At 64.6% G+C, this 4971-nt stretch carries 7 protein-coding genes; 5 read left to right on the forward strand and 2 right to left on the reverse strand.

Annotated elements, in window-relative coordinates; genetic code table 11:
- Window positions 1–679 (reverse strand): SUMF1/EgtB/PvdO family nonheme iron enzyme (locus tag O2807_11800; protein ID MDA1001181.1); only part of this gene is annotated, 679 nt, incomplete at its 3' end.
- A complete protein-coding gene (locus tag O2807_11805; protein ID MDA1001182.1) occupies window positions 676–1155 on the reverse strand; it encodes a DUF302 domain-containing protein in 480 nt (159 codons plus the stop codon). The genes O2807_11805 and O2807_11800, both read right to left, overlap by 4 nt.
- A gap of 116 nt (window positions 1156–1271) precedes the next feature.
- On the opposite strand from O2807_11805, the gene O2807_11810 reads away from it, so the two are divergent.
- From O2807_11810 to O2807_11830, 5 genes are all read left to right on the forward strand, one after another.
- Window positions 1272–1874, forward strand: a complete 603-nt coding sequence (locus O2807_11810) for a TlpA disulfide reductase family protein (protein ID MDA1001183.1) — start codon at window positions 1272–1274, stop codon at window positions 1872–1874.
- A gap of 112 nt (window positions 1875–1986) precedes the next feature.
- On the forward strand, window positions 1987–2631 hold the full coding sequence (thiE, locus tag O2807_11815) for a thiamine phosphate synthase (GenBank protein MDA1001184.1): 645 nt from the start codon (window positions 1987–1989) through the stop codon (window positions 2629–2631).
- Window positions 2628–3692 (forward strand): thiamine-phosphate kinase, encoded by a 1065-nt coding sequence (gene thiL, locus O2807_11820; protein MDA1001185.1) that lies wholly within the window; start codon window positions 2628–2630, stop codon window positions 3690–3692. The genes thiE and thiL overlap by 4 nt, the downstream gene beginning before the upstream one ends.
- Before the next feature lie 10 nt (window positions 3693–3702).
- Entirely contained in the window at window positions 3703–4533 is an 831-nt protein-coding gene (locus O2807_11825) for a substrate-binding domain-containing protein (GenBank protein ID MDA1001186.1), read from the forward strand.
- A gap of 16 nt (window positions 4534–4549) precedes the next feature.
- On the forward strand, window positions 4550–4971 hold a 422-nt coding region (locus tag O2807_11830), incomplete at its 3' end, for an ABC transporter permease (protein MDA1001187.1).

The following is a 4971-nucleotide window of genomic DNA, read 5'->3' on the forward strand; positions in this document are numbered from 1 at the left end:
AGGGGCTGGCGCCCCCGGGAAACATCCCCACCGGGGTGGTTCCCTGGTGGCGGTAGCCGCTGTTCAGCCGCTTCGGGTCGAAGCGGTTCCCCCAGGGAAAGTAGCGCCCATTGTCGCCCCGTGCGGCTTTTTCCCATTCCCCTTCCGTGGGGAGCCGGTAGCTCGCCCCGGCCTGCTTTCCCCGCCATTCGCAGTAGGCGCCCGCGTCCGCGCGGCTCACAAGAACGACCGGGTGCGCGCCCAGGCCGGGCAGGTGGATGGGGCGGCCCGCCGCGTCTTTTCCCCACAGATAGCGCCGGACGCTCTTGTAGGGATGAACCAGATAGCCCTGCCGCTGGTAGTCCGGCTTCGAGATGAAAGGGGCCGGGTGGCCCGTCTCGCGGACGAAGCGCTGGTAGTCGCGCTGGGTGACGAGGTTCTTGCCGATGGAAAAGGCGGGCAGCTTGATTTGCCTCCGGGGCTGCTCCCAGTTGTCGTACCACTTCCATTTGCGGGCGGCCGGGCTCCCGATGCGGTAGCCGTAATCGCGCTCGGCCCTGCCGCTCCCCGCCCAGAAGGTGCCCGCCGGAATCCGGATAAGCCCAGGACCGCTCGCGCAAAGCCCCCCTGCCGCGCCCCGGGCGGGCCCTCCCGCCGCGGCGAGCGACGCCGCAAGAAGGAGCCCGGCGAGAAGTCTCATTTTGCGGCGGCGGCCTGGCGGACGATCCGATCGAAGATCACATCGAGTTCGGCCGCCATTTTGTCGAGTTCGGCGTTTCCGTAGGGGCGGAACACGTCAGAGGGCTTTTTGTAGGTGATCGTGGCGGTCCCGTCGCCATTCTCGTAGATGTAGATGCGGATGGGGGCTTCGATCCCGGCGGGCACGCTCGCCTTGAGCATGCGGACGGCGAAATCGGGCCGGTAGACGCCAATGACCTGGTTGCCCTTGATCTTGACGCCGATGGAGGCCGCCCCGCGCTGGGCGCTGGCCCGGCTGACGAGTCCCATCTTGTTTTTCTTGATGGCCTGCTCGAGGGCGCTGGCGGATTTTTCGAACGATACGCGGGTCTTGTAAAGCGGATTTTCGCCGGCCCAGGTTGTGGCGGGGAGGGAAGTTGCCGCCAGAATCAGGGCAAAAACGAAGACAACGGCCCGCCGGGGGATATGGTAGCGCATGCGGTTCTCCTTAGATACGATATGAAAGTTGCCGGATCCCCAGAATAACCTTTCATGGGGATGTGTTATTCCCGGTGTGGATTATATGCCGCCTTTGTCTTCCACTTTTCAGAGATATGATAAAAAAAAGCCTGTTCGTCTCTTTTTTGGTTGTCCTGGCCGTTGCGGCCCCGATCCTTTCCCGGGGGGGTGCCGTTGCAGAGGCTGGCTCCGCCTTCAATACCCTGCGCATCGTGCCGGGGGATGCCGCCCCGCCCCCCGATTTTACATTTCCCGACCTGGAGGGGAAACCGCACCGCCTGCGGGACCTGAAGGGAAAGGTCGTTATCCTCGCTTTTTTCGCCACCTGGTGTCCGCTCTGCAACGAGGAGATGCCCCGCCTCAAGGCCATCCATGAGAAATACAAGGACCGGGGGCTGACCGTTCTCGCCGTTTCGATCGATCGCGCCGGGGCGGGGCTGGTGCGCGCCTGGGTCAAAGAGAAAAAACTCACCTATCCCGTTCTCCACGATCAGCGCTACGCCTCCCGGAGATCGCACAACGTCCGGTTCGTGCCGACGGTCTATTTGCTCGATCGGCAGCAGAAACTGGCGGCCTGGGTGATCGGCGCCGCCGACTGGGATCGCGGGAAGGGCGCTTCTCTCATCGAGCGTCTCCTGAAAGCGCCGGAGCGGGAAAAATCCTCGGCTGTGCCGAAGAAAACCACACAGCGCCCGTAGCGCTTTTCGATACGCATTTCTTGTCGCATGCTTCTTCCTCTCTTGGGGTAAGATCTGCGTGCCCCGCCGGTTGGGCGGGGTTGAAACCCGTTTTGGCCTGGGGGGCCGGAAGATGCCGCTGGATCCGACACTGATCGTCATCACCGATCGGGAGATTCTCGCCCGGGCCTCGGGAATGCCGCTTCCGGATGCCGTCCGGGCGGCGGCGGCCGGGGGCGCCACGATGATTCAGTTGCGGGAGAAGGAACTCGGCGGCGGGGAGATGCTCCGCACCGCGGATGCGCTCAAGGCGGCCCTCGAGGGAACCGGCTGCGCCCTGACGATCAACGATCGGCTCGATGTGGCGCTGGCCTGCGGCGCGGCGGGCGTGCATCTGGGGCAGAGCGACCTTCCGCTTCCCCGGGCGCGGGCGGTCGGCGGGGAGAAACTCATCTACGGTGTCTCCGGAGGAAAGCCCGAGTGGGCGGCCCGGGCGGCGGCCGATGGGGCGGACTACATCGGCGCCGGGCCGATCCGTGCGACCGGCAGCAAGGCGGACGCCCGCGCGCCCATCGGCGTCGAAGGGCTTGCCGAGGTTCTCTCCCATGCGGGCGGCGTGCCCGTTGTGGCGATCGGCGGTGTCACGGCGGAATGGGTGGCGCCGGTCATCGAAGCGGGGGCGAGCGGCATCGCGGTCATCGGCGCGGTGATGGGCGCGCCCGACCCGGAGGCTGCGGCGCGGGGGCTGCGCCGCCTGATCGATGGGGCGAAAAGATGAACCAGGACGCACCTCAGAGCGCGGGCGATCTCGGGGAGTTCGCCCTGATCGAGCGGCTCCGCGGGCTGCTGTCGCCGGATGTCTCCGCCGGCGATGTGATTGTCGGCAACGGCGATGACGCCGCCGTGGTGGACGCCGGCGGGGGGAAATGCTGGGTCCTGACGTGCGATGTCCAGGTGCAGGGGGAGCATTTTCCACGGAAGGGGATTTCCGGATACAGCGTCGGGCAGAAGGCGCTGGCCGTCAACATCAGCGATATCGCCGCGATGGGGGGCGCTCCCCGGTTTGCGATTGTCTCCCTCGGCATTCCGGCCAAGCTGCCGGTTTCTTTCCTGGATGAGCTTTATGAGGGGATCAACGCGAAGGCCGGGCGGTGGGATGTCCTGGTTTTGGGCGGAAACATATCGCGGACGGAGGGCCCATTTTTCATCGATGTTTTCGTGCTGGGGGAGATCGCGCGCGAGGAGATTCTCCTGCGAAGCGGCGCCCAGCCGGGCGATCAGATTCTGGTGACCGGCTATCTGGGCGATGCTGCCGCCGGCCTTCATCTGATTCGCCACCCGGAGCTGAAGGTGCGCGACGAGACGCACACGGTTCTGACGTTCGCGCAGCTCCGGCCGCAGCCCCGGGTGGAGGAGGGCCGTGCCATCGCGAAGCTTCGCCTGGCCCATTCGATGATGGACCTCAGCGACGGGCTGGTGGGTGATTTGGGGCATCTTTGCAAGGCGAGCGGCGTCGGCGCCCTCATCTGGGAGAATGCTCTCCCGATTTCGGGGCATATGCTAGACTTGGCAACAATTTCCCGAATACGGCCGGCGGACTGGGCGCTTCACGGCGGGGAGGACTATGAGCTTCTCCTCACGGCGCCGGTGGAGCACGTGTCGGAGCTGCAAAAGGCCGTGCGCGAGGGTGCGGGCGCGCACCTGACGCCCATCGGCGAGGTGCTTCCCCCCGGGGAGGGGATACTTCTCAAAAAAGGGGAGACGACCGTTCCGCTTGAGGCGAAGACCTGGGACCATTTCCGATCCCCGCGGGATGAACCTGATGCGAAGAAGGCGTAGGAGGATAGTGATGCGGCGATTTTTGGTTCTGTGTGTCCTGCTGGGGATTTTTTCCACCGGGCTTTCGCGTCCGGCGGATGCGGCGGAGCGGCTCAAGCTCGCCACGACGACGAGCACGGACAATTCCGGTCTTCTGAAATGGCTCCATCCGGTTTTTGAGAAAATGTACGGCGTTCAGGTGCACGTCATCGCCGTGGGAACGGGCCAGGCGCTCCGGCTGGGGCAGAATGGCGATGTGGACGTGGTTCTGGTGCACGCCCGGAAGGCGGAGGAAGCGTTCGTCGCGGCCGGCTACGGCGTGGACCGCCGGGAGGTGATGTACAACGATTTTGTCATCGTGGGACCCGCTTCCGATCCGGCCGGGGTGAAGGGCTTGCGCGAGGCGGCCGATGCCCTGCGCCTCATCATGAACAAGAAGGCGCTCTGGTTCAGCCGCGGGGATGATTCGGGAACGCACAAGAAAGAAAAACAGTTCTGGAGCGAGATAGGTTCTCAGCCGAAAGGCGCCTGGTACCGTTCGCTCGGTCAGGGTATGGGCCGCACCCTTCTGATCGCGGACGAGAAAAGAGGATACGTCCTCACGGACCGCGGGACGTACATCGCACTTTCCTCCAACAAGAAAATTTCGCTGAAGGTGCTGGTGGAAAGAGGCAAATCCCTTCTGAATCCCTACAGCGTGATCCGGGTGAATCCGAAGCGCCATCTGCACGTCAACTCCAATCTGGCGCGCCAGTACGCGGATTTTCTCGTGTCGCAGGAGGGGCAGAATCGCATCGCCTCCTTCCGGCTTTCGGGCAAGGTTCTTTTCCATCCCAGCGCCCGGCCGGTGCCGGGGAACTGATCGAGGGGGCCGCGGCGTGGAATTTCTTCTGGATGGGATCGCCGAAGGGATCATGCGGATACTCCGCGCGGACCCCGAGGTGTTCCAGGCGAGCGGCGCCACGCTTCATGTGAGTTTTATTGCCACCGTGCTGGCCTCTCTCGCCGGGTTGCCGCTCGGGTTTTGCCTGGCGAGTTTCCAGTTCCGGGGCAGGGGAGCCGCGATCACGGTCCTGCAGACCCTTCTGGGAACGCCGACGGTGGTCATCGGTCTTTTCGCTTATGGTCTGCTTTCCCGCCGCGGGCCGCTCGGGTTCGCCGATCTGCTCTTTACGCCCGGCGCCATCATTTTCGGCCTGGTGATACTGGCGATTCCGATTTTGACGACATTTTCGATGACCTCGGTGCGCTCTGTGGATGTGCGGGTGCGCGAGACGGCGCTGACGCTGGGCGCCTCCCC

The organism is bacterium, from assembly GCA_027622355.1.
Classification (GTDB): domain Bacteria; phylum UBA8248; class UBA8248; order UBA8248; family UBA8248; genus JAQBZT01.